The organism is Mesobacillus sp. MER 48 (genome assembly GCF_023714225.1).
Classification (GTDB): domain Bacteria; phylum Bacillota; class Bacilli; order Bacillales; family Cytobacillaceae; genus Mesobacillus; species Mesobacillus oceanisediminis_A.
This window is the reverse complement of the sequence record NZ_JAMAUR010000001.1, coordinates 1056476-1079609: the sequence shown is the minus strand read 5'-3', so window position 1 is coordinate 1079609 and position 23134 is coordinate 1056476. Positions and strand designations below refer to the sequence as shown.

Annotated in this window: 19 protein-coding genes and 1 other annotated feature; of the genes, 16 read left to right on the top strand and 3 right to left on the bottom strand. The window is 44.8% G+C overall.

Annotation, left to right across the window (positions count from 1 at the left end):
* The first annotated feature begins 83 nt into the window (after positions 1–83).
* From M3593_RS05525 to yihA, 7 genes are all read left to right on the top strand, one after another.
* Positions 84–1106 carry a tetratricopeptide repeat protein gene (locus tag M3593_RS05525; protein ID WP_251541025.1) on the top strand — a complete coding sequence of 341 codons (1023 nt, stop codon included), beginning with the start codon at positions 84–86 and terminating at the stop codon, positions 1104–1106.
* Positions 1107–1263: 157 nt separating this feature from the next.
* A complete protein-coding gene (gene tig / locus M3593_RS05520) occupies positions 1264–2553 on the top strand; it encodes a trigger factor (RefSeq protein ID WP_144477651.1) in 1290 nt (429 codons plus the stop codon).
* Between the two features lie 56 nt (positions 2554–2609).
* Positions 2610–2789, top strand: a complete 180-nt coding sequence (locus M3593_RS05515; RefSeq protein WP_251665101.1) for a hypothetical protein — start codon at positions 2610–2612, stop codon at positions 2787–2789.
* 362 nt (positions 2790–3151) lie between these two features.
* A complete protein-coding gene (gene clpX, locus M3593_RS05510) occupies positions 3152–4417 on the top strand; it encodes an ATP-dependent protease ATP-binding subunit ClpX (protein WP_144477655.1) in 1266 nt (421 codons plus the stop codon).
* A 640-nt stretch (positions 4418–5057) separates the two neighbouring features.
* Positions 5058–6725: an ATP-dependent protease LonB gene (gene lonB / locus M3593_RS05505; protein WP_251541023.1), complete on the top strand. Its 1668-nt coding sequence runs from the start codon at positions 5058–5060 to the stop codon at positions 6723–6725.
* A 323-nt stretch (positions 6726–7048) separates the two neighbouring features.
* Complete coding sequence (gene lon, locus M3593_RS05500) at positions 7049–9376, top strand: endopeptidase La (RefSeq protein WP_251541021.1); 2328 nt, start codon at positions 7049–7051, stop codon at positions 9374–9376.
* A complete protein-coding gene (yihA, locus tag M3593_RS05495; protein ID WP_144477663.1) occupies positions 9373–9957 on the top strand; it encodes a ribosome biogenesis GTP-binding protein YihA/YsxC in 585 nt (194 codons plus the stop codon). The genes lon and yihA overlap by 4 nt, the downstream gene beginning before the upstream one ends.
* Positions 9958–10014: 57 nt before the next feature.
* Here yihA and M3593_RS05490 read toward each other — a convergent pair whose 3' ends face one another.
* The gene (locus M3593_RS05490; protein WP_251541019.1) at positions 10015–10500 is read right to left on the bottom strand and encodes a LiaI-LiaF-like domain-containing protein; all 486 of its coding nucleotides are present in this window, start codon (positions 10498–10500) and stop codon (positions 10015–10017) included.
* 258 nt (positions 10501–10758) lie between these two features.
* On the opposite strand from M3593_RS05490, the gene hemA reads away from it, so the two are divergent.
* The 7 genes from hemA (at position 10759) to spoVID (ending at position 18535) form a co-directional block, all read left to right on the top strand.
* Positions 10759–12105 (top strand): glutamyl-tRNA reductase, encoded by a 1347-nt coding sequence (gene hemA / locus M3593_RS05485; protein WP_144477667.1) that lies wholly within the window; start codon positions 10759–10761, stop codon positions 12103–12105.
* 14 nt (positions 12106–12119) lie between these two features.
* Positions 12120–12953 (top strand): cytochrome C assembly family protein, encoded by an 834-nt coding sequence (locus tag M3593_RS05480; protein WP_144477669.1) that lies wholly within the window; start codon positions 12120–12122, stop codon positions 12951–12953.
* Positions 12954–12966: 13 nt separating this feature from the next.
* A complete protein-coding gene (gene hemC / locus M3593_RS05475; protein ID WP_144477671.1) occupies positions 12967–13902 on the top strand; it encodes a hydroxymethylbilane synthase in 936 nt (311 codons plus the stop codon).
* Entirely contained in the window at positions 13899–14675 is a 777-nt protein-coding gene (locus M3593_RS05470) for a uroporphyrinogen-III synthase (RefSeq protein ID WP_251541017.1), read from the top strand. The genes hemC and M3593_RS05470 overlap by 4 nt, the downstream gene beginning before the upstream one ends.
* Positions 14676–14678: 3 nt before the next feature.
* A complete protein-coding gene (gene hemB / locus M3593_RS05465) occupies positions 14679–15659 on the top strand; it encodes a porphobilinogen synthase (protein ID WP_144477807.1) in 981 nt (326 codons plus the stop codon).
* A 77-nt stretch (positions 15660–15736) separates the two neighbouring features.
* Positions 15737–17029 carry a glutamate-1-semialdehyde 2,1-aminomutase gene (gene hemL / locus M3593_RS05460; protein WP_144477675.1) on the top strand — a complete coding sequence of 431 codons (1293 nt, stop codon included), beginning with the start codon at positions 15737–15739 and terminating at the stop codon, positions 17027–17029.
* Between the two features lie 336 nt (positions 17030–17365).
* A complete protein-coding gene (gene spoVID, locus M3593_RS05455; RefSeq protein ID WP_251541015.1) occupies positions 17366–18535 on the top strand; it encodes a stage VI sporulation protein D in 1170 nt (389 codons plus the stop codon).
* On the opposite strand, the gene M3593_RS05450 is transcribed toward spoVID, so the two are convergent.
* A complete protein-coding gene (locus tag M3593_RS05450; RefSeq protein WP_186326766.1) occupies positions 18523–18663 on the bottom strand; it encodes a hypothetical protein in 141 nt (46 codons plus the stop codon). The genes spoVID and M3593_RS05450 overlap by 13 nt on opposite strands.
* A 34-nt stretch (positions 18664–18697) precedes the next feature.
* Here M3593_RS05450 and ysxE point away from each other — a divergent pair, with 34 nt between their 5' ends.
* Complete coding sequence (gene ysxE / locus M3593_RS05445) at positions 18698–19735, top strand: spore coat protein YsxE (protein WP_144477679.1); 1038 nt, start codon at positions 18698–18700, stop codon at positions 19733–19735.
* Positions 19736–19753: 18 nt separating this feature from the next.
* On the opposite strand, the gene M3593_RS05440 is transcribed toward ysxE, so the two are convergent.
* Entirely contained in the window at positions 19754–19948 is a 195-nt protein-coding gene (locus M3593_RS05440) for a hypothetical protein (protein WP_144477681.1), read from the bottom strand.
* A 180-nt stretch (positions 19949–20128) separates the two neighbouring features.
* Positions 20129–20374: a binding site (T-box leader), on the top strand.
* A 54-nt stretch (positions 20375–20428) separates the two neighbouring features.
* On the opposite strand from M3593_RS05440, the gene M3593_RS05435 reads away from it, so the two are divergent.
* Complete coding sequence (locus M3593_RS05435; protein WP_144477683.1) at positions 20429–23071, top strand: valine--tRNA ligase; 2643 nt, start codon at positions 20429–20431, stop codon at positions 23069–23071.
* The last annotated feature ends 63 nt before the right edge of the window (positions 23072–23134 follow it).

Here is a 23134-nt window from a genome sequence, read left to right as displayed (position 1 = left end):
AAATCGTGCTACACTTTCTAAAAAGCTGAAGAGCTAAATCGATTACCAAATAGATATTTTTTTAAAAGTAAGGCGGTATGTGTATGAAAAAACGGGATTCAAATAAGGATAATCTGATCCTGTTTCCCGGTCTGGGAAAGAGGCTTTTGGAAAAAGGCCTGGATTATTTAAAACAGCAAAAGTACAGGGAAGCCATTCAATGTCTGGAGCAAGCCCTGGAGCACGAACCTGAGAACAGCGATATATATGTAGGACTCATACTCGTCCATTATGAAACGGGCAACCTAAAGCTGGCCAAGGAAATCGCGGCGGATATGCTAAAGAGCGGCCGAGGTGATTATATCCAGGTGATCGAAATGTATTTGATGATCCTCGTCCAGTTGAATGAGTACAGTGAAGTAGTTACTGCGATTGAAGCATTGCTCGAAGATCGGGAAATCCCTGTTGATAAGCATGAGCATTTTATGAAAATGCTTGAGTTTGGTCGAAAGATGAAAGATGGGACAGAAAAATATGAGACTGCTGAAATGGATGATGAACAACCAGAAGAACAGGAACTACATCTGTTTGAATCGGAAGACATAAATAAGCAGGTTTTGGCTTTAGGAAGTCTCACCAATGTGAACATTCGTCCGTTCATCAAGGTTTTGAAAAAATTTGCAGGTTCAGAAGAGGGCCATCCCTTTATAAAAACCATGCTGGTCAATATATTGAGAGAACAAGAGTATTCAGAGGAAATTGGTGTAAGTAAATTCGGCTGGAATGAATCTTTTACCCCCACTCATTTGCCTGATGTGAAGGAGTACATTGAGGACAGCGGAGTGCTTCAGTTATTAGCCGATGAGATTGAAAATGATGATCCTGTATTGTATGAACAGGTGCAAAGCCTCGTTGAGCGGTATTTTTTTCTGGTTTATCCGTATAAAACTCCTGTCGGCAAGCCTGCTGCCTGGGCTGCTGCAGTTCATTTCACTGCCAACGAGTACTATGGATTTGATGATCCGCTTGAGGAGTTTGCTGATCTTTACGGCAGTCACCATGTTGAAGCAGCAAAGGTTCTTGAGTTTATCAGAGAGTTAGAAGAAATTTCTTACCCGATAATATAGTCCAGGCTGTTGAAACGAAATAAACCTGTGTTATAATGTAGTGGTTGTATTATGTAAAAATCATTCTATTTTACATTTAATCTGGAATATTGCTTGGTTAACAAGAGTATTCATCGTCGAATGAAAATGACAATAGATTATTGTTGGAGGGAACTGTATGTCTGCAAAGGTAGAAAAAAGAGAAGGGAACCAAACGGTTCTAACAATTGAAGTAGATGCAGAAAAGGTCAACCAGGGTCTTGACGCTGCATTCAAGAAAGTCGTTAAGCAAATTAACGTACCAGGATTCCGTAAAGGAAAAATGCCACGCCAAATGTTCGAAAAGCGTTTCGGCGTAGAATCTTTATATCAGGATGCAATTGATATCCTTCTTCCAGAAGCATATGCAAGTGCAATCGACGAAACTGGAATCGAGCCAGTTGACCGTCCTGAAATCGATGTAGAACAAATCGAGAAGGGCAAGAGCCTGATCTTCAAGGCAACTGTAACAGTTAAGCCGGAAGTGAAGCTTGGCGAATACAAAGGACTTGAAGTAGAAGCATTCGACACAAACGTTACAGATGAAGAAGTAGAGAACGAATTGAAAGCAATGCAAGAAAAGCAGGCTGAGCTTGTTGTTAAAGAAGAAGGCACAGCTGAAAATGGCGACAATGTTGTCATCGATTTCGAAGGATTCGTTGATGGCGAAGCTTTCGAAGGCGGCAAAGCTGAAAACTATGCACTTGAACTTGGTTCAGGTTCATTCATTCCAGGTTTCGAAGAACAACTAGTTGGAACAGCTACTGGCGAAGAAAAAGATGTAGAGGTTACTTTCCCAGAAGAGTACCATGCAGCTGAACTTGCTGGTAAGCCTGCAACTTTCAAAGTGAAAGTTCACGAAATCAAAGGAAAAGAACTTCCAGCTCTAGATGACGAGTTCGCTAAAGATGCTGACGAAGAAGTTGAAACTTTAGATGAGCTTAAAACAAAAATCAAAGATCGTCTTGCACACGACAAAGCGCACCAGAAAGAACATTTCGAGCGCGACACTGTTGTTGAAAAGGCAGCAGCTAATGCTGAAATCGAAGTTCCTGAAGCGATGATCGACACTGAAATCGACCGCATGGTGAACGAATTCGAACAGCGCCTGCAAATGCAAGGCATGAACCTTGACCTGTACTACCAGTTCTCAGGACAAGATGAAGCTGCTCTTCGCGAACAAATGAAAGAAGAAGCTGCTACACGCGTTCGTGTGAACCTGACTCTTGAAGCAATCGCAAAAGCTGAAAACATCGAAGTAACTGATGAAGAAGTAAATGCAGAGCTTGAAAAGATGTCTGAAATGTACAATATGACTGCTGACCAAATCCAGGCAGCACTAGGCGGAAGCCTTGAAGGAATCAAAGGCGATCTTCAACTGAAAAAAGCAGTTGATTTCCTTGTAGAAAACAGCAAAACTGTTGCATAATATTAGAAAAGCGTAAGCGCCTTGGTCAGCCCCGACAAGCACTGGAGGGCCGACCGGTGAAGTCGTTCTTTGACTTCATTGGGTGGACCGAAATCGAAAAGTATAGCCGACTGTCCAGAAACGCAGAAACTGGAGACTTCGACAAAGAAGCGCTTTTTGCTTCTGCCGGCGGAGTTGAAGTTTCGGAGTTTCTAGGAGGCGACACTAGACAAGTGACTCGAGGGGCTAGGCGCTGAAGCTAGACATTTCTCAAAGTGAATTTTATACTTAGTATAAAAGATAGAAACAAGGCGCGAGTAAATCGTGCCTTGTTTTCTACCATTATCACCAATATACATACATAATTTTTTAGCAATTTCCTGTAAGCCGATTTAATGGCCGGATTTATGGTTAAGATGAGTTAGTACATATTTTTTTTTCGATTCATAAGCGCGAACCTGAAATAGCCGAGGGTTATTATTTCCTGTACCCTGGCAAAATATGATACAATGCAATACATACCTGCTACAATGCAGCAGAAAAACCGTCACTTAACTGTTCGTTTGCTTATGAATCGCAGCTTTATATATGTTTTAGAAGTTCTCAAGGGGTGAAGGCATTGTTCAAATTTAATGATGAAAAAGGACAGCTCAAATGTTCTTTCTGCGGCAAGACTCAGGATCAGGTCCGCAAGCTGGTAGCCGGTCCAGGTGTCTATATCTGTGACGAGTGTATTGAATTATGCACAGAAATCGTTGAAGAAGAACTTGGTACTGAAGAAGAAGTTGAGTTCAAGGATGTTCCGAAGCCACAGGAAATCCGTGATATCCTTAATGAGTATGTAATTGGCCAGGACCAGGCGAAGAAAAACCTTTCTGTAGCCGTTTACAACCACTATAAGCGTATCAACTCAAACAGCAAGATTGATGATGTTGAACTGTCAAAGAGTAATATTGCGATGATTGGGCCGACAGGTAGCGGAAAAACCTTACTTGCCCAAACATTGGCTCGTATTCTTAATGTTCCTTTCGCAATCGCGGATGCAACATCATTGACTGAAGCAGGATATGTCGGTGAAGACGTTGAAAATATCCTGTTGAAACTGATCCAATCAGCTGACTATGATGTGGAAAAAGCTGAAAAAGGAATCATTTATATCGATGAAATCGATAAAATCGCAAGAAAATCCGAAAACCCATCTATTACAAGAGATGTGTCCGGTGAAGGCGTGCAGCAGGCGCTCCTTAAAATTCTTGAGGGAACAGTTGCAAGCGTTCCGCCACAAGGTGGACGAAAGCATCCTCATCAGGAATTCATCCAGATTGATACAACGAATATCCTGTTCATTTGCGGCGGGGCATTTGATGGTATCGAACAAATTATCAAACGCCGCCTTGGCCAGAAAGTAATCGGCTTCGGCGGTTCTGATAAAAAAGAAGAAGACCTAGACAAGAAGGAATTGCTGTCAAAAGTGCTTCCTGAAGACTTGCTGAAGTTCGGTTTGATCCCTGAATTCATCGGCCGTCTTCCAGTGATTGCGAGCCTAACTCCGCTTGACGAAGAAGCACTGGTTGAAATCCTGACAAAGCCGAAGAACGCACTTGTGAAGCAATATCAGAAAATGCTTGAGCTGGACGATGTCGAGCTTGATTTTGAAGATGATGCTTTAATCGAGATTGCGAAAAAGGCAATCGAGCGCAAGACAGGAGCACGCGGACTGCGTTCCATTATTGAAGGCATCATGCTTGATGTCATGTTCGACCTTCCATCACGTGACGATATTGTTAAGTGCATCATCACGAAGGAAACAGTCGAGAACAACATGCCGCCAAAGCTAGTCCTAGAAGACGGTACAGTCCTGAAAGACGAAAGAAATTCAGCTTAATGCTTCCTAAATCCCGGTGAGTGCTCACCGGGATTTTTTAGTGTGAAAAATTCCGATTGCTGGAACGATCGGAGGTGAACTTTGGACAGGTTTGGTGGTAGAAGAGTAAAAGCTGTCCGAACTAGAGCCACCTTCGGACAGCTTGGATGGTGGAAGAGGAAAAGCTGTCAGAATCAGAGCCAACTTCGGACAGGTTTAGCGGTGAAAGAGGAAAAGCTGTCAGAATCAGAGGCAACTTCGGACAGGTTTAGTGGTAGAAGAGGAAAAGCTGTCCGAACTAGAGCCAACTTCGGACAGGTTTAGCGGTGAAAGAGGAAAAGCTGTCAGAATCAGAGGGAACTTCGGACAGGTTTAGCGGTGAAAGAGGAAAAGCTGTCAGAATCAGAGCCAACTTCGGACAGGTTTAGCGGTGAAAGAGGAAAAGCTGTCCGAACTCGGGCCACCTTCGGACAGCTTGGGTGGTGGAAGAGGAAAAGCTGTCCGAACTACCTCAAACCCTCCCGGCAAAATGTCTACAATCCGCTATAAAACCCGGTCACTTCAGGCAGAAAAATTCACTTGAAAATATTGTTTATTCCAACACGCTCAGGGGGATACTAGGTGAAAGCGAATAGTATCAACTTACGGGAGGGAATGTATATTGAGTTGGACCGGAATCGCCTTATTTATACAGCTGTTTTTCGGTATCATCATTGGGCTGTATTTCTGGAATCTATTAAGGAATCAGAGGACGCAAAAGGTATCAATTGATCGGGAATCCCGAAAGGAAATGGAACAGTTAAGAAAGATGAGGTCGGTGTCACTGAGTGAGCCGCTTGCTGAAAAGGTCAGGCCTTCAAGCTTCAATGATATTGTCGGACAGGAAGATGGAATCAAGGCTTTGAAAGCAGCCTTGTGTGGTCCTAATCCGCAGCATGTCATCATTTACGGACCTCCTGGAGTAGGGAAAACAGCGGCAGCGAGACTGGTATTGGAAGAGGCTAAGCAAAACCAAAAATCCCCCTTCAAAAAATCATCGGTATTCGTTGAACTGGATGCTACTACTGCCAGGTTCGATGAAAGAGGGATTGCAGATCCTTTAATCGGTTCGGTGCATGACCCGATCTATCAAGGAGCTGGAGCAATGGGACAGGCCGGTATCCCTCAGCCTAAGCAAGGGGCGGTCACCAATGCACACGGTGGAGTTTTATTCATCGATGAGATCGGTGAACTGCATCCAATCCAGATGAACAAGCTTTTAAAAGTACTGGAAGACAGGAAGGTATTTTTAGAGAGTGCGTATTATAATGAAGAAAACACGCAAATCCCGAGTCATATCCACGACATCTTCAAAAATGGGCTCCCGGCAGACTTCCGCCTTGTAGGCGCGACGACGAGAACTCCAAGCGAAATCCCTCCGGCAATTAGGTCAAGATGCATGGAAGTATTTTTCCGTGAGCTAACTCAAGAGGAAATTTCTGAAGTAGCGAGGAATGCAGCTGAAAAAGTACAGCTGTCGATGAGTGAAAAAGCGATTGAGATTTTGTCAAACTATGCACGGAATGGCCGTGAAGCAGTCAATATGGTGCAAATCGCCGCAGGGCTTGCCATATCAGATGACCGGACATACATCAAGGAAGAGGAAATTGAATGGGTCGTCCATTCAAGCCAGCTGACACCGAGGATGGAAAGAAAAATTAATGAAAAGTCAGCGGTTGGTCTGGTAAATGGCCTGGCTGTATATGGACCAAACACCGGCGCTCTTCTTGAAATCGAGGTAACGGTCATCAAGGCGAAGGAAAAAGGGTCCATAAATATCACCGGCATCGTAGATGAAGAAAGCATCGGCGGACAGGGAAAATCAATCCGCAGAAAAAGTATGGCGCGGGGTTCGATTGAAAATGTCATAACTGTCCTGAGGTCGATGGGCGTACCGGCAGATGAGTTTGACATCCATGTGAACTTCCCTGGCGGTACACCGATTGATGGGCCATCTGCCGGAATTGCCATGGCGACTGGAATTTATTCAGCCATCTATAAAATCCCAATGGACAATACCGTTGCAATGACTGGAGAAATCAGCATCCATGGAAATGTGAAGCCGATTGGCGGTGTCTATCCAAAAGTGAAGGCAGCGAAAAAAGCAGGCGCCACGAAGGTCATCATTCCAAAGGAAAATGTCCAGACCATCCTGAATGAGATCACGGGAATTGAAATCATTCCTGTTACCCATCTGGATGAGGTTTTTGAAATCGCTCTTTTAAAAGATCATCCGCGAGAGCAGATCATCAAGGCTGCGAGTGATCTAGCCCAAAAAGAGACTAGCTAATTGGATCATGAAAAAGAACGCGTGTCTGCGTTCTTTTTTTATGGAGCTTTTGTCTCATCATTTAAGTCTAGCAGCTAAATGTGTTTATTTTTGCCTGAAAAAGGAAAAGGTTTTGTACCAGTATTTATAGTGAAAGAAACTTCAATTTGAACCATAAAGTCAATCATGATTCGGACATATTTTAACAGGAATATCAGGATACTAATCATTAGAACTAAAACAGGGCAATCCGCTCTAGATATTAGACACTTGAAAACAAATACGATAGAATTGAACAACAAAGTATTATGGTTTGATACAATGCATGTTGGAGGTGCAATGTCATGGCGAACAAGAACGAGTACACAGTCCCACTCCTGCCGTTGCGCGGTCTGCTTGTGTATCCGACGATGGTCCTGCATTTGGATGTAGGGCGGGAAAAATCGGTACAGGCACTGGAGAAGGCGATGGTGGATGACCATTTGATCTATCTAACTACCCAAAAAGATATATCCATAGATGAGCCGGGCGAGGAGGACCTTTACCAGATGGGCACGCTAACCCGCGTCAAACAAATGCTGAAGCTGCCTAACGGAACAATCCGCGTACTGGTTGAGGGTTTATCCAGAGCTGAAATTATTGAGCTATTCGACGAAAATGATCACTTCTCCTGTAAAGTCAGAACGTTTGAAGACGATGACAGCAAGGATGTCGAAGATGAAGCATTGATGAGAACGATGCTTGAGTATTTCGAACAATACATAAAAATGTCCAAGAAGATTTCTGCGGAAACGTATGCATCCGTTTCAGATATAGAGGAGCCTGGAAGGATGGCGGATATCATTGCTTCGCATCTTCCGCTGAAGTTGAAGGAAAAGCAGGAAATCCTTGAGACGATCGACATAAAGGACCGGATGAACCGAGTCATCGAAATCATCCACAATGAAAAAGAAGTGCTTGGCCTTGAGAAAAAAATCGGCCAGCGCGTAAAACGTTCAATGGAGCGGACCCAGAAGGAATATTACCTTCGTGAGCAAATGAAAGCCATCCAGAAGGAGCTTGGTGATAAGGAAGGGAAAACGGGTGAAATATCCGAACTTACCGAAAAAATCGAGCTTGCCGGAATGCCTGATCATGTGAAGGAAACAGCGTTGAAGGAGCTTGACCGTTATGAAAAGGTTCCAACAACCTCTGCTGAAAGCGCAGTGATCCGGAATTACATTGAATGGCTGGTTGCTTTGCCGTGGTCTAAATCCACAGAGGATGACCTCGATATCAGCAAGGCTGAGAAAATCCTTGATCAGGACCATTACGGACTTGAAAAAGTAAAAGAAAGAGTTCTTGAATATTTGGCTGTCCAGAAATTGACTAATTCCTTGAAAGGACCGATTCTTTGCCTGGCTGGACCTCCAGGGGTAGGGAAAACGAGTTTGGCGAAGTCGATTGCCAAGTCCCTGAACAGGAATTTTGTCCGCATCTCGCTGGGCGGAGTGCGTGATGAGTCTGAAATCCGCGGCCATAGAAGGACCTATGTAGGTGCGATGCCGGGACGGATAATCCAGGGCATGAAAAAAGCAGGAACCATCAACCCTGTTTTCCTTCTGGATGAAATCGATAAAATGTCCAGCGATTTCCGCGGCGATCCATCTTCAGCGATGCTAGAGGTGCTGGATCCGGAGCAAAACCATAACTTCAGCGACCACTATATTGAAGAGACGTATGATCTTTCAAAGGTCATGTTCATTGCTACTGCCAATAACCTCTCCACTGTTCCAGGGCCCTTGCTCGACAGGATGGAGATCATCAATATCGCTGGCTATACCGAGCTGGAAAAGCTGCATATTGCCAAAGACCATTTGCTGCCTAGACAGATCAAAGACCATGGACTGTCAAAATCCCAGCTTCAAATGAAAGATGAAGCGATCACAAAAGTGATTCGTTATTATACCCGTGAATCAGGTGTCCGCTCTCTTGAAAGACAGCTTGCCTCAATCTGCAGGAAAACGGCTAAAATTGTAGTTTCCGGCACGAAAAAGCGCGTAATTGTTAGCGAGAAGAATGTAGAGGAATTCCTGGGGAAATCCAAGTTCAGGTATGGACAGGCAGAATTGGAAGACCAGGTTGGAGTGGCAACCGGCCTTGCCTATACAACGGTCGGCGGAGATACGCTGCAGATCGAAGTTTCTTTATCTCCGGGCAAAGGAAAACTAGTGCTGACAGGAAAGCTTGGGGATGTCATGAAGGAATCTGCGCAGGCAGCATTCAGCTATGTCCGTTCTAAAGCGAAGGATTTGGACATCGATCCGGATTTCCATGAGAAAAATGATATTCACATCCACGTCCCTGAAGGAGCAGTCCCTAAAGATGGACCTTCTGCGGGGATTACGATTGCTACTGCACTCGTTTCGGCTTTATCAGGAAAGCCGATCCGCAGGGAAGTAGGAATGACAGGAGAAATAACATTAAGAGGACGGGTTCTGCCGATTGGCGGCCTCAAGGAAAAATCTTTGAGCGCACACAGGGCGGGTCTTACAAAAGTTATTTGTCCAAAAGATAATGAAAAAGATATTGATGATATTCCTGAAAGTGTACGTAAGGAGCTTGAATTTGTGTTAGTTTCACATGTAGATGAAGTATTGAAGCACGCTCTTGCCAGCGGTGATTATCAATGAAGGTAAACAGTGCAGAAATCGTAATCAGTGCTGTAAGGCCGAACCAGTATCCGGAAGGTAATCTTCCGGAGTTCGCTCTTGCAGGACGCTCTAATGTTGGTAAATCTTCTTTTATCAATAAAATGCTGAACAGAAAGGCTCTTGCCAGGACTTCCTCGAAGCCGGGCAAGACCCAGACCTTGAATTTTTATTTGATCAATGAAATGCTGCATTTTGTTGATGTTCCAGGGTATGGGTACGCGAAAGTATCTAAATCTGAACGTGAAGCATGGGGGAAGATGATCGAAACCTACATCACATCGCGTGAGCAGCTTAAGGCTGTGCTGCTAATCGTAGACCTCAGGCATCCGCCTTCAAAGGACGATGTCATGATGTATGATTTCCTAAAGCATTATCAAATCCCTGTCATTATCATTGCGACCAAAGCCGATAAAATCCCAAAGTCCAAGTGGCAAAAGCACTTGAAGATCACGAAAGAAACACTTGATTTAGACCCGGAGGATTCAATCATTCTTTTCTCGTCTGAAACAGGTGAAGGGAAAGACAAAGCATGGTCAGTCATGGGAAGCTTCATGAGATAAAGTGAATCTGAACAAAAAGAAAAACCCGCACCGTGATGGACCACAGTGCGGGTTTTCTTATTTTTTCTTAATGAATAACAAGTACAGTCCAATCACTATTAATGCCGCAGGCCAGAATTTCCATGCCGTCGCAACCCCATTTTCCAATAAACCGAGCCATGCAGTGACTCTGTCATAAAACAGCAGCAAACCTGCTAAAATGAGAAAGAGGACTCCATGGAACAACCCATTGCCGGTTTTCTGATAACGCAGCAAGAACCCAAGGGCGATGATCAAGATAAAGGCTCCAAGATGATCGGGCCACAGCTCGAACTTATTGACCACGTGAAAATGAACACCAAAGCCAACCAGGATCACGCCTGGGAAAATCGATTCATAATCCCTGCCCCAATATCCCTGGACTAAAAAGGCGGCTCCGACGATGATCAACAGTGTCGGCCACGTATAAAACTCGTTGAACAGTGAAATATTTTCCTGCTGGAGATAGAAATAGACCCCAAAACCTATGAGGATTATTCCGGGTATGATTTTCTGATTTTTCATTCTTCCACCACTTCCAATAAGGCTCACTTGAATTAAAGGACAAACTTTGATAAGGTACATTAGGGAGTATGTTTATTTGCTTAGTAGATAGTATAAAAGTATAACAAACATACAGGAAAAAATAGTTCAATTTAATCAATGCCATTATATAAATGTAATTTCAAGAGTTGTTCACATTTACAACGTTAAAAGTGGAAAAACTCATGTATAATTGCCTTAGCCAATTATGCAATTTCTCTGTGGGGGTGTCAATTCATAATGCATATTATCGTTGTCGGTCTTAACTATAAAACTGCCCCTGTCGAAATCCGCGAAAGGTTGACATTCAATGAAGCGAATCTTGGAGAAGCAATGAGCGCACTCCAGCAAAAGAAAAGCATCCTTGAAAATGTTATCGTATCAACATGCAACCGTACAGAAATATACGCCGTCGTGGATCAGCTTCACACTGGCAGATATTATATCAAAGAGTTTTTATCTGAATGGTTCGGGATCCCTCAGGCAGAATTCACGCCATTCCTGTTCATCTACGAACAAGATGGAGCAATTGAACACTTATTCAAGGTATCATGCGGCCTGAACTCAATGGTACTAGGTGAGACCCAGATCCTTGGACAGGTACGTTCAAGCTTCATGCTTGGACTCGAAGGAAACACGACTGGAACTGTTTTCAACCAGTTGTTCAAACAGGCTGTCACGCTCGCAAAGCGCGGCCATTCCGAAACGGATATTGGTGCGAACGCTGTGTCGGTCAGCTATGCGGCTGTTGAATTAGCCAAAAAGATTTTCGGAACTCTTGACGAGAAGCATGTGCTGATTCTCGGTGCCGGCAAAATGGGTGAACTTGCCATCCAAAACCTTCATGCAAATGGAGCGAGGAAAGTGACGGTCATCAACCGTACTTACCAGAAGGCGGAAGACCTGGCAAACCGTTTTTCTGGGGTTGCCAAAAGCTTGGATGAACTCCAGACTGCGCTGGCGGATGCAGATATCCTGATCAGTTCCACAGGAGCCAAGGATTTTGTTGTCACAAAGGAAATGGTGGCGATGGTGGAGCAAAAGCGGAAAGGGAAGCCGTTATTCATGGTGGATATTGCTGTTCCGCGTGACCTGGATCCGGAAATCGCGACATTGGAAAATGTCTTCCTATATGATATAGATGACCTTGAAGGAATTGTCGAAGCGAACCTTCAGGAACGCCAGAAAGCAGCCGAGAAGATCCTGATCATGATTGAAGGGGAGATTGTCCAATTCAAGCAATGGCTGAACACTCTTGGTGTTGTACCGGTCATTTCCGCATTAAGAGTTAAAGCCCTCTCAATCCAGGAAGAGACAATGAATAGCATTGAACGGAAATTGCCGCACTTATCTGAACGGGATAAAAAGGTGCTTAACAAGCATACGAAGAGTATCATCAACCAGCTTCTGAAAGACCCGATCCTGCAGGCTAAGGAGCTAGCGGCAGGGCCGGATGCGGAAGATGCTCTGGACCTTTTCGTCAAGATTTTTAATATTGAACAGCTCGTCGCAGAACAAGAAGGAATGAAAACAGCTGAGACTAAGCAGGTAAAAGTTCCTTCGCCTCAGGCTTCTTTTCAGCCATAAGAGAGGTGTTGCCCATGGGTGATCTTTATATAACGCGTCTCCATGAAATAACCATTGTGATTTATGCGGCCAGTGTGCTCTTATATTTCATCGATTTTCTTAACCGTAACCGGAGGGCGAATAAAGTTGCCTTCTGGTTACTTGCATTTGTATGGGTATTCCAGACGGTTTTCCTGGTGTTTTACATGGTCGACACAGGCCGATTCCCGGTACTGACCCTTTTTGAGGGGCTCTACTTTTATGCATGGGTGCTGGTCACACTGTCGCTGGCAATCAATAAACTGCTGAAAGTGGATTTCATTGTTTTTTTTACGAATATCCTGGGGTTCATCATCATGGCGATCCATACCTTCGCACCGGTGCAATACGACTCCAATGTCATGTCTGAACAGTTGGTATCAGAGCTTCTGCTCATCCATATCACGATGGCGATCCTGTCTTATGGGGCTTTTTCGATCTCATTCGTCTTTTCGCTGTTATATCTCATCCAATATGACCTTTTAAAGAGGAAAAAGTGGGGTAAGCTGTTATGGAGGATATCTGATTTATCACGGCTTGACTACTGGTCTTACATATTGAACGTCATTGGGGTGCCGATGCTGCTCCTTAGCCTGATCCTTGGGCTGCAATGGGCATGGATCAAGGTTCCTGATCTTGCCTGGTATGATGCCAAGCTATTAGGCTCCTTCATCGTCCTTGCAGTTTATAGCATCTACCTGTATTTGAGGGTTGGCAAGGAGATGTATGGGAAAGCGCTGGCACTATTAAATATTGCGTCTTTCCTGATCGTACTGATTAACTTCTTTCTTTCTGGGAAATTATCATCTTTCCATTTTTGGTATCAATAAATAGGAGGCTGTCATGAGAAAAATTATCGTTGGCTCCAGACGGAGTAAGCTGGCATTGACACAAACAAACTGGGTAATACAGCAGTTGAAAAATTTGGGTGCTCCTTTTGAATTTGAAGTGAAGGAAATCGTGACTAAAGGAGATAAAATCCTTGATGTCACTCTTTCTAAAGTCGGAGGAAAAGGGCTTTTCGTAAAAGAGATCGAGCAGGCCATGCTTGATAAAGAGATTGATATGGCTGTACATAGCATGAAAGACATGCCTGCAGTATTGCCAGAAGGACTTGTCATCGGATCTATCCCCGAGAGGGAGGATCACCGTGATGTCTTGATTTCAAACGGCCATGTTCCTTTCAAAGAATTAAAACCAGGTTCGGTTATCGGAACAAGCAGCCTTCGCAGGAGTGCCCAGCTTTTAGCTCAGCGTCCTGATCTTGAAATGAAATGGATTCGCGGAAATATCGACACAAGAATTTCAAAGCTGGAAACAGATGACTATGATGGCATCATCCTCGCAGCGGCTGGATTAAAACGGATGGGATGGGCAAGTGATGTCGTCACTGAATTCATCGATCCGGAAATCTGTGTGCCGGCAGTCGGCCAGGGAGCGCTTTCGATTGAGTGCCGCGGCGATGATACAGAACTTCTTGAGCTTCTTGAAAAATTCACTTCCGCAGAAACAAATGCGACAGTGAGAGCAGAAAGGTCATTCCTTCACAAGATGGAGGGCGGCTGCCAGGTTCCGATTGCAGGATATGCGCACATCAATGACAAGGAAGAAATCGTCCTGACAGCCCTAGTTGGATCTCCTGATGGAAAGACAATCTTCAAAGAGCAGGTAACTGGAACGAATCCAGAGGAGCTTGGAGAACTTGCTGCAGAAAAATTGATCAGCCAGGGTGCGAAAGAGCTGATCGACAAGGTAAAACAGGAGCTTGATAGTGAATGATAGCACCTTTTTCGCTGCAAAATAGAACAGTAATGAATCCAAGGGGAAAGGCACATTCTAAGCCTTTCTCCGAATTGGTTGCTAGAAATGGAGGGATTCCTGTGGAAATCCCTCTTATTGCCTTTCAGCCGGTTGCAGCTTCGGAAAAATTGGTTCATGCACTTGCAGGATTACATAATTATGATTGGATCATCTTCACCAGCAATGTAACGGTTGAAACCTTTTTTTCCTTTTTTGAAAAAAATAGGCCGTCCCTTCCTAAAATAGCGGTAATTGGTGACCAAACGAAAGCTTCCCTTGAAGAAAGGGGAGAACAGGTGGAGTTTACGCCTGAAGAGTATGTCGCAGAAGGATTCGTGGAAGAGTTTTTGCCTTATGTGAAAGCTGGCGACAAAATCCTCATCCCAAAAGGGAACCTTGCCAGGGACTATATCTCTAAGTCCTTGAAAGAAAAGGGAGCCATTGTCGAAGAACTCATTATCTATGAAACCTATCTTCCAGGAGAAAGCCGGGACAAGCTCGTTCAGATGCTAAGTGATGAAAGACTTGATATACTTACATTTACAAGCCCTTCTACCATTAATCATTTTATGGGAATCGTAGAAGAACATAATTTAAGAGGCAAGCTGGAACGTTGCCTCATTGCCTGCATCGGCCCTGTGTCTAAAAGGAAAGCAGAGCAATGGGGATTGACGGTCCATGCTATGCCTGAGAAATACACTGTAGAAGAGATGCTGAAAAGCGTTGCCGAGTATATACAAATTGGAGGGTAAATGATGAAACACCTTGAATTCAGCCGCCATCGCCGTCTTCGCCAGTCAGCGAATATGCGCGCACTAGTACGTGAAAACTATCTTCGAACTGAAGACCTGATCTACCCGCTTTTCGTCGTTGAAGGAGAGAATGTGAAAAACGAAGTATCTTCAATGCCGGGAGTCTATCAATTATCTCTTGATAATTTAAAAGAAGAAATGACTGAAGTGGATTCTTTGGGCATTAAGTCAGTGCTGCTTTTCGGCGTTCCTGACGAAAAAGATGAAGTAGGCTGTCAGGCGTATCATGACCACGGTATTTTGCAGGAAGCAATCCGGGTCATCAAAAAAGATTTTCCTGAGATGATTGTCATTGCGGATACATGCCTTTGTGAATACACAAGCCATGGCCACTGCGGCGTCATCGAGGATGGCAAGGTTTTGAACGATCCATCTTTGGAGCTGCTTGGAAAGACAGCTGTCAGCCAGGCGAAGGCCGGAGCAGATATCATCGCACCATCAAACATGATGGACGGATTCGTTGCCGCGATTCGCTTTGCTCTTGATGAGGCAGGATTCCAGGATGTGCCCATCATGTCCTATGCAGTAAAATATTCTTCTGCATTCTATGGTCCATTCCGCGAAGCAGCAGAAAGCACACCGCAGTTTGGTGACCGCAAATCCTACCAGATGGATCCAGCAAATCGCATCGAAGCAATGCGCGAAGCTGAATCCGATGTAGTGGAAGGCGCTGACTTCCTGATCGTGAAGCCGGGCATGCCATACCTTGATATCGTCCGTGACGTGAAAAACAACTTCAACCTTCCAGTTGTCATCTATAATGTCAGCGGGGAATATTCCATGGTCAAAGCAGCAGCACAAAACGGCTGGATTGATGAGAAGAGCATCGTCATGGAAATGCTGACAGGAATGAAGCGTGCCGGCTCTGACCTGATCATCACTTACCATGCGAAGGATGCAGCGCGCTGGCTGAAAGAACAGTAATCAAGCTTCTTGCTGCAGGACATCAGATTAGCTGATGCTGTAAAAAAGAGGCACAATCAAAAGAAATGAGGGATATTATGCGCTCATATAATAAATCGATTGAAGCTTTCAAAGAAGCAAAGGAACTTTTGCCAGGCGGGGTGAACAGCCCGGTCCGCGCGTTTAAATCTGTCGATATGGATCCAATTTTCATGGAAAAAGGCAAGGGTTCAAAAATCTATGATATTGACGGCAATGAATATATTGACTATGTATTATCATGGGGACCGCTGATCCTTGGCCACACAAATGATAGGGTCGTGGAAGGAATCAAGAAGGTAGCTGAGCTTGGTACAAGCTTCGGTGCACCAACTGTTGTCGAGAATGAGCTTGCACAGCTTGTCATTGACCGTGTGCCATCGATCGAAATGGTCCGGATGGTATCATCGGGAACTGAGGCAACGATGAGTGCATTGCGCCTTGCGCGTGGATATACAGGCCGTAACAAAATCCTGAAATTTGAAGGATGCTACCACGGCCATGGCGACTCGCTGCTCATCAAAGCTGGCTCAGGGGTTGCTACACTTGGTTTGCCTGACAGCCCAGGTGTTCCTGAGGGTGTTGCTAAAAACACGATTACAGTGCCTTATAACGATCTTGAGAGCGTTCGTTACGCATTCGAACAGTACGGAGATGACATCGCCGGCGTCATCGTAGAACCAGTAGCGGGAAATATGGGTGTCGTGCCGCCAGTGGGAGGCTTCCTTGAAGGCTTGCGCGAAATCACTAGCCAGTACGGAACAGTATTGATCTTTGATGAGGTCATGACAGGCTTCCGTGTAGGCTATAACTGTGCTCAGGGATACTTCAATGTAACGCCTGACCTGACCTGCCTTGGAAAGGTAATCGGCGGAGGGCTTCCAGTAGGAGCTTACGGCGGAAAGCGGGAAATCATGGAGCAAATCGCCCCGAGCGGACCGATTTACCAGGCGGGTACACTATCTGGTAACCCGCTGGCCATGACAGCCGGACTCGAGACTTTAAAGCAGTTGACTCCAGAATCTTACAAGGAATTTGAGCGCAAAGCCGATATTCTTGAAACAGGACTAAAAGCAGCGGCAGAAAAATACGGAATTCCGCATACCATCAACCGCGCAGGCTCGATGATCGGCATTTTCTTCACCAACGAAAATGTCATCAACTACGAAATTGCCAGGACATCGAATCTGGAATTCTTCGCGGCCTACTACCGTGAAATGGCAAACGAAGGAGTATTCCTGCCGCCATCACAATTTGAAGGCCTGTTCCTGTCAACAGCACACACAGACGAAGACCTGCAAAAAACAATCGAAGCAGCCGAAAAAGCATTTGCCAAGCTGCAGAATAAATAAGCTCATTAGACACCTTTCAATTGAAGGGTGTCTTTTTCATTTTGCAGTAAATTGAGGGGTTAGGAATATATTTTATTTTTAAGGAATATAATCGGTTTCTAAGGAATATATTTATTTTTTAAGGAATAAATTATCGGTTTTAAGGAATATATCATTACTTTTTAGGAATATAGCATTCTGCGTTATAAATTGGACCATATTCTTTAGAGATAGCAGTGTTGCTACGGCCACTTCATCTCATTTTTATGTTCTAAATTATCATAAAAGTAAATACAGACTCATAAAGTGTTAATGACATAGTGATTTTACGTTTAAGGAATGAAAGGAGGAGTCGCTTTGTCTCAGGGGAATCAATCGTGCCTGCGATTTTCACTAGAGGAGTCAGTGTGGTTTCAAAGAGGACAGGAAGTCGCGGAGCTTGTCTCGATTTCACTCGATCCCAATATAACGATCCAGGAAAATGAGCAATATGTATCCATTCGCGGATCTCTGGAATTGACAGGGGAATATACTTGCTATGAACAGCAGCATGAGGAAGATGGGGAGGATCAGCTATCGACTCTAAAGTACGTCCATTCTGTCATGGAGAGGGATGAAGGAGTTTATGAATTCCTTCACCGGTTTCCGGTGGATATCACCATTCCGAAAAACCGGATTGAAAGCATCTATGACATCGATATCCAGGTAGAGGCTTTCGACTATGTTTTTCCGGAAAAGGAGCGTCTGAAGCTGAATGCCGATCTGGCGATTACCGGTCTGTACGGGGATCAGCAGCATGAAGCAGAGCAGGACGGTGTTAACGAAGAAGCCCAGGAACTGGAAATCAGTTACCGGGAAGAAGCTACAGCAGAGTTGGCGGGAACAGCCGCAGAGACAGACAATGATTATTCAGGAGAAGCAGTTGAACAGGATTTCCCGGATCCTCCGGCGTATTCCTTCGTTCAGCAGAATGAAACCTTGAATCATCAAGAAGAAGATTCCTATGAAGAAGAATTGTATGCACCGTTCAGGGCTGAAGCGAAGAAAACAGCTGCAGCGGAAGAGGCATCACAACCGGAACTGCAGGCCCAAAGGGAGCCCGAGCCAGAGTATGCTTTCAGTGATTTTAGAGGCGAGCAAGAGCCGGTTGCGGAGGTCGAGGTTGAGCAAGAGGAAGCAGAAGTGGAGGTCGAGCTGGAGGCTGAAGAAAAGGCCGTACCAGAAAGTATGCCTGCTGAAGTGGAAGAATCTCCTGAAAGCTCATCTTCTCCTTTACTGAAAAAGAAAAAGCCGAACATGAAAAAAGGGATTTCCATTGCCGAATTTTTAGCGCGGAAGGAAGAGGTTTCGGAGGTTGCCAAAATAAGAGTGTGCATCGTCCAGCAGGGAGATTCGCTTCAATCGATTTCGGAACGCTATGATGTGCCGGTACAGCAGCTTTTGAGAGTAAACCATCTGAGCATCGACCATGAAGTACATGAAGGCCAGGTATTATATGTTCCCGGTGTGGCTATTCACCAATCATAATCTTTAAAATGGAGCAATGCCTTGTCCAAAAGGAAGCTGGTTGTCAGGGCTGGCTTGGCTGCTGGCTGGGATTGTGACAGCACTAAGTATGGGCAGGTGTTTACAAGCACCTGCCCAACTCTATTCATGCATACGAGTTCCAGAAAGTAGGCGAGTGTTCCGATGGATGATCGCAATTTTTTAAAAGAAGAATCGGCAGTGTTGAAGCATTATCCAATCGAGCCGTATTTTGCGGAAGACTTTGGAAAAATAAAAAAGGTCTATACCAAATCAGGACCCTTTGCATTGAAGAAAATCCATCCATATGAAGGGACGGATTTTATCAAACATATCCAGACTCTTTATCAAAAAGGCTATAACAGGATTGTTCCCGTCTATCCGGCAAACGACGGCCGCTATGGAATTTTGCATAATAATTCACTGTATTATTTAATGCCCTGGATGCCAAATGCCATAAGGGAGGACCAATCTGAAAGGCATAAGCAGCTGTTCAGGGAGCTGGCAAGAATGCATACCCTGTCAGCCAAGGAGCTGGAAATCAGCCAGGAAGTTAAACAGGAGCATTATGAACAGACTTTGAAGGAATGGGAAAAAGAAGAAGAGTTTGTCAATGGTTTCCTTGAAAGCTGTGAGAACAGGGTATATATGTCCCCATTTGAACTGACTTTCTGTCTGTATTACATCCAGATTCGGCAGGCGATGCAGTTTGCCAGACAAAAGCTTGAGGCGTGGAGTGAAAAAACGAAAGATCAGAAGAAAACGAGGACTGTGACGCTTCATGGCAAAGTCTCGCCTGAGCATTTTCTGTTCGATGAAAGGGGATACGGTTATTTCATCAACTTTGAAAAGGCAAGGAAAGGTTCTCCAATTCAGGATTTGCTGCCGTTTCTGGCCAGGTCATTAAAAACACAGCCGAAGTATGGTGATGAAATCATAGACTGGATTTATGTATACCTGAAGCATTTCCCCTTCCGTGATGATGAAATGCAGTTATTCATGAGTTATCTTGCCTTTCCGTCAGGCATTATCCGTGTCGCAGAAACCTATCATCAACGCAAGAAAGAAGTGGATGAAAGGAAATTTGTGCAAAAGCTTCAGCGCCAGTATTGGCTTTTGAGCAATACAGGTTATGTAGTTACCAAGATGGACGAACTCGAAAGGCAGAAGGAGCAGGCCAAACAAGAGGGAGCCCAGAGCTGAAAGCGGCTCTAAGGCTCCCTAAAATATTTCGAATTTTATTGCCAAAGCGATCAGGATGAAAATCGTTAACAGAAAGACATCGAAGGTCGACGGGAAGAAAAGGGTTCGTATTCCTTGAAATACACAAAAAGGAATGATCAGCTGTGCGCACACCGCCCTCGCCGTCCTCGCCCATCTGGGGAGTGAATACGGATTATACCTCTTTCTTTTCATTACCATCCCTCCAAGCAAGTAAGATATCCCTTTTTTATTCTATGAGACATGGGCCTAAAATGTGCTGATTATTGTCACAGGATGTGGCATGAAGTATAAAATAATGAAAAATAGGAAATGATGATTGACGTCAATCATCTTTTTTAGGTAGTATAACTAATATACAAAAACCAAAAATAAAGCAAAGCATTGACAGGGAAGAGTACATGAGCAGCCAGCTTGAAGAGAGGAAGTCCAATTGCTGGGAGGACTTCTAAGCGGGAACCATGGAAGGTCGCCCTTGAGCATCGCCTGGGAACGGGATACTCTCAGTAACAGGCGACGGTGAAGAGCCGTTATCCATATTTGAGCCAGCAGCTGATCTCTGTTTTTTACCGTTGCTGGGAAAAAAGGTGGTACCGCGAACATACTCCATTCGTCCTTTTATGGCGAATGGAGTTTTTTATTTTTCCAAAGAAAAGCATTTGAATGGAGGAAAAAATGATGGAAGAGAATTTGTCGATGCCGACCAAATATGATCCTTCTTCGATTGAGCAGGGACGCTATGAATGGTGGGTCAAGGGGAAGTTTTTTGAAGCAAAAGATGATGAAACAAAGAAACCTTATACAATCGTGATTCCGCCGCCAAACGTAACCGGGAAGCTGCACCTTGGCCATGCGTGGGACACAGCTCTCCAGGATATCCTTACGCGAATGAAGCGTATGCAGGGCTATGATGTTCTTTGGCTTCCAGGAATGGACCATGCCGGGATTGCCACCCAGGCAAAGGTTGACGAGAAGCTGCGCAGCCAGGGCATCAACCGCTACGAGCTTGGCCGCGAAAAGTTTTTAGAAGAAGCATGGAAATGGAAAGAGGAATATGCTCAGCATATCCGCAAGCAATGGTCAAAGCTTGGACTTGGACTTGATTACAGCCGCGAGCGATTCACATTGGACGAAGGACTATCAAAGGCTGTTAAAGAAGTATTCGTTTCTTTATACCGCAAAGGATTGATTTATCGCGGCGAATACATCATCAACTGGGACCCGGCTGCTAAAACAGCTTTATCGGATATTGAGGTTATCCACAAAGACGTCCAGGGTGCTTTCTATCATATGAGATACCCTCTGGCTGATGGCAGCGGCCATATTGAAATCGCTACGACAAGACCGGAAACAATGCTTGGTGATACGGCAGTTGCTGTCCATCCGGAAGATGACCGTTACAAGCATCTGATCGGCAAGACGGTAATCCTGCCAATCGTGGGACGCGAGATTCCGATCGTCGGTGATGATTATGTTGATATGGAATTCGGTTCTGGTGCTGTAAAAATCACGCCTGCACATGACCCTAATGACTTTGAAATCGGCAACCGCCACAATCTTGAAAGAGTCCTTGTCATGAACGAAGATGGCTCAATGAACGCAAAAGCGGGCAAGTATCAGGGCATGGACCGTTTCGAGTGCCGCAAGCAAATCGTCAAGGACCTTCAGGATGCTGGCGTTTTGTTCAAAATTGAAGAACATATGCATTCAGTAGGACATTCTGAGCGCAGCGGGGCTGTAGTCGAGCCATATCTATCGACTCAATGGTTCGTTAAAATGCAGCCGCTTGCTGATGAAGCTATCGCACTTCAAGGCAAGGAAGACAAAGTAAACTTCGTTCCTGAGCGCTTTGAAAACACCTATATGCGCTGGATGGAAAATATCCGCGACTGGTGTATTTCCCGTCAGCTCTGGTGGGGCCACCGCATTCCAGCCTGGTACCATAAAGAAACAGGCGAAGTATACGTTGACCACGAGCCGCCAGCAGACCCTGAAAATTGGGAACAGGACAACGATGTTCTTGATACATGGTTCAGCTCTGCGCTATGGCCTTTCTCAACTATGGGCTGGCCGAACGAGGAAGCAGCTGACTATAAGCGCTATTATCCGACAGCTGCATTAGTAACAGGCTATGATATTATCTTCTTCTGGGTTTCAAGGATGATTTTCCAGGGACTAGAGTTCACGGAACAGAGGCCATTCGAGGATGTATTGATTCACGGACTCGTTCGTGCCGAAGATGGCCGGAAGATGAGTAAGTCACTTGGAAACGGTGTGGATCCAATGGATGTCATCGACCAGTATGGTGCCGACTCACTCCGCTACTTCCTGACAACAGGAAGCTCTCCAGGTCAGGACCTTCGTTACAGCACTGAAAAGGTTGAGGCAACATGGAACTTCGCGAATAAAATCTGGAATGCATCTCGTTTTGCGTTGATGAACATGAACGGCCTGAAATATGAGGAAATCGATTTGAGCGGTGAAAAATCTGTTGCCGACAAATGGATTTTGACAAGGCTGAATGAAACAATCGAGACGGTTACAAGACTTTCAGACCGATATGAGTTTGGCGAGGTTGGCCGTGCCCTTTACAACTTCATCTGGGATGATTTTTGTGACTGGTATATTGAAATGGCGAAACTGCCGCTTTACGGCGAAGATGAAGCAGCCAAGAAGACGACAAGATCCATACTTGCATATGTACTTGATAACACGATGCGCCTGCTTCACCCATTCATGCCATTCATTACAGAAGAAATCTGGCAGAACCTGCCTCATGAAGGTGAATCCATCACGGTTGCAAGCTGGCCACAGGTTGATGCAGCTCTTACAGACCAACAGGCTGCAGAAGATATGAAGCTGCTCGTTGAAGTCATCCGTTCTGTAAGGAATATCCGCTCTGAGGTGAACACGCCGCTCAGCAAAAAGGTTGATATGTTCCTGAAGGTGAAGGATGAAAAAACATTAAGCATGCTAGAAAACAACCGTGGTTACATTGTCCGTTTCTGTAATCCAGAGAACCTGGAAATCGGGCTTGAAGTCAACGCTCCTGAAAAAGCGATGACAGCGGTCGCTACAGGACTCGAAATCATCATGCCGCTTGAAGGCCTGATCAATATCGATGAAGAAATCGCCCGTCTTCAGAAGGAAAAAGAAAAGCTGGATAAAGAAGTAGAACGTGTCCAGAAGAAGCTTTCCAACGAAGGCTTCGTTAAAAAGGCTCCTGAGAAAGTCATTGAAGAAGAGCGCGCGAAGGAAAAAGACTACGTTGAAAAGCGTGCGGCAGTGGAAGCTCGCATCAATGAATTGAGAAGCTAATAAATGAAATACTGAAGACGAACCATTTTTGGTTCGTCTTCATCATGAATTGAGGTGTTTTAC